Annotated in this window: 1 protein-coding gene; it reads right to left on the bottom strand. The window is 71.5% G+C overall.

The window, feature by feature from the left end; translation table 11 throughout:
• The coding region (locus tag OC534_RS19195) for an amino acid adenylation domain-containing protein (protein WP_262072409.1) at positions 1-2,714 on the bottom strand (2,714 nt) is incomplete at both ends.

The raw sequence follows: 2,714 nt of genomic DNA, 5'->3' as shown, positions 1-2,714 counted from the left end.
CCACGCAGGCCGATCTCGACCTCGCCCAGCTCGATGCGGAAGCCGCGCACCTTGACCTGGTGGTCGGCGCGGCCCACGTAGTCCAGCTGTCCGTCGGCGCCGTAACGCACCAGGTCGCCGGTGCGGTACATGCGCTCACCGTCGCTGCCCGGTTCGGGCAGATAACGCTCGGCGGTCAGCTCGGCACGGCCCAGATAGCCGCGTGATACGCCGGCACCGGCCAGGTACAGCTCACCCACCGTGCCCTGCGGCACCGGGTTCAACGCCGCATCCAGCACGTGCGCGCGGGTGTTGGGCAGCGGCCGTCCGATCAGCGGACGCATGCCCGCCTCGGCCCTCCACTCGGTCGAGTAGGTGGTGTCTTCCGACGGGCCGTACAGGTTGTACATCGCCGCCACGCCACTGCCCAGCGTGGCCTCCACCAGCGACCCGGCCAGCGCTTCGCCGGCCACGTTGACCACCTGCACCGTCGGCCCCAGCCCACCCTGCTCCAGCAGCGTGCGCAGTACCGAGGGCACCGTGTTGACCAGGGTCAGCTGCAGCGAGGCATCGCCCAGCGCAAGGCCATCGTCCACCAGCACCACCGCACCGCCCTGCGCCCACGGTGCAAACAGCTCGAACACCGACAGGTCAAAGCAGATCGAGGTACCCGCGCCGGTACGTGCCAGCGCCTGCGCCGGATACCGCTGCGCGGACCAGTACAACAGCGCTTCGACGTTGCCGTGGCTGATGGCCACGCCCTTGGGGCGGCCGGTCGAGCCGGAGGTGTAGATCGTGTAGGCCAGCTGCGCCGGCCACACCACCTGCGCCGGGGCATGCACCGGCTGCACGCGCAGCGCATCGGACAGCTCCGGCAGCGACAGCACCGTGGCGGCCGGCACCGCCTCCTCGGCCAGCAGGCCCGGCTCCAGCAGCACCCAGGCCGGCGTGGCATCGTCCAGGATCTGCTGCACGCGCTGGGCCGGATAGGCCGGATCCAGCGGCACGTAGGTGCCACCGGCCTTGAGAATTCCCAGCAGGGCCACCACCAGCTCCACCTGCCGACGCAGGCACACGCCCACCCGTACTTCCGGGCCCACGCCGCGTGCCTGCAGCAGGTGCGCCATCTGGTTGGCACGGGCCTCCAGCGTGGCGTAGTCCAGACGCTCACCGCCGCACTCCAGCGCCAGTGCCTGCGGGTGCTGGCGCGCCTGGCGGCTCAGCAGCGCACCCAGCCCGCCCTGCCAGGGCATCGGCAGTGCAGGCCCGTCCCAGCGGCGGCGCTGCGCCATCTCCTGCGCATCCAGCAGCTGCAGCCGGTCCAGCCGCGCCTGCGGCGCGGCGGCCACCTGCTCCAGCAGACGCACCAGGTGCGTGCACATGCGCGCTACCGTGGCCGGCTCGAACAGCGCCACGTTGTACTCCAGCGCACCGCCCAGACCCTGCCCGTCCTGGCCCAGCGACAGCAGCAGATCGAACTTGGCGATGCGATGCTCACCGGCCGCGAACTCGGCCACCTGCACCTGCTCCAGCGCCAGCCCGCCGCCCCCGGCCGCCAGCTCGCCCTGCATGTCGAACATCACCTGGAACAACGGCGTGTGGCTCAACCGGCGCTCCGGCTGCAGCGCGTCCACCAGGTGCTCGAACGGCACATCCTGGTGCGACTGCGCATCCAGCACCGTCCCACGCACCTGGCGCACCAGCGCCACGAAGTCCGCGCCCCAGTCCACCTGGTCGCGCAGCACCAGGGTGTTGACGAAGAAGCCCACCAGCCCTTCCAGCTCGACCCGGTCACGGTTGGCCGTGGGCGTACCCACCACGATGTCCTGCTGCCCGGCATACCAGGACAGCAGCGCCTTGAAGCCGGCCAGCAGCACCATGTACAGGCTGGCCCCTTCCTGCCGCGCCAGCGCCTGCAGGCCCTGCTCCACCTGCGCCGGAATCCGGAACACCTGCACCTGGCCCTGATAGCCCTGCTGCAGCGGTCGCGGATGGTCGGTGGGCAGCTCCAGCAGCGGCGGCGCGCCGCTCAGCTGCTGCCGCCAGTAGCCCAGCTGACGCTCCAGCTCGCCCTCGGCCAGCCACTGCCGCTGCCAGCGTGCATAGTCGGCGTACTGCACCGGCAGCACCGGCAGCGATGCCTCCACGCCACGGCAGTAGCCGGCATACAGCTGGCTCAGCTCGCGGCCCAGAATGCCCAGCGACCAGCCATCGCCGGCGATGTGGTGCAGGTTGAGGCCCAGCGCGTACTGCTCGCCGCCATCCCACAGCAGCAGCGCCCGCAGCATCGGCGCGCGCGACAGGTCGAACACCTCGGCGGCGAACGCCGACAGCCGCTCGGACCAGGCCGGCTCGGCCAGCTGCTGCACTGCCAGCGTCCACGCCGGCAGCGGCACCACCTGCTGCATCGGGGTGCCATCGATGGACACCACCTGGGTGCGCAGCACCGCGTGGCGCTGCAGGATCGCGTGCAATGCCTGCTCCAGCGCATGCACCTGCAGCGGACCGCTCAGGCGCAGCGCCAGCGGAATGTTGTAGGTCGCCGAGCCGCCTTCCAGCTGGTCCAGGAACCACAACCGCTGCTGGGCATGCGACAGCGGCTGCGGACCGCTCAGTGCCTGGGCCTGCAGCGCCGGGCCGCGGCGGCGGCCCGGCGCGGACGCCAGCCGCGTGGCCAGCTGGCGGATGGTCGGCGCTTCGAACAGCGCCTTGACCGCCAGCTCCACCCCAAACGC

The sequence above is a fragment of the Stenotrophomonas sp. Marseille-Q5258 genome, from assembly GCF_946900935.1.
Taxonomy (GTDB): Bacteria; Pseudomonadota; Gammaproteobacteria; order Xanthomonadales; family Xanthomonadaceae; genus Stenotrophomonas; species Stenotrophomonas nematodicola.
Note: the sequence above shows the minus strand (reverse complement) of the source record. Positions and strands in the feature narration are given on the sequence as shown.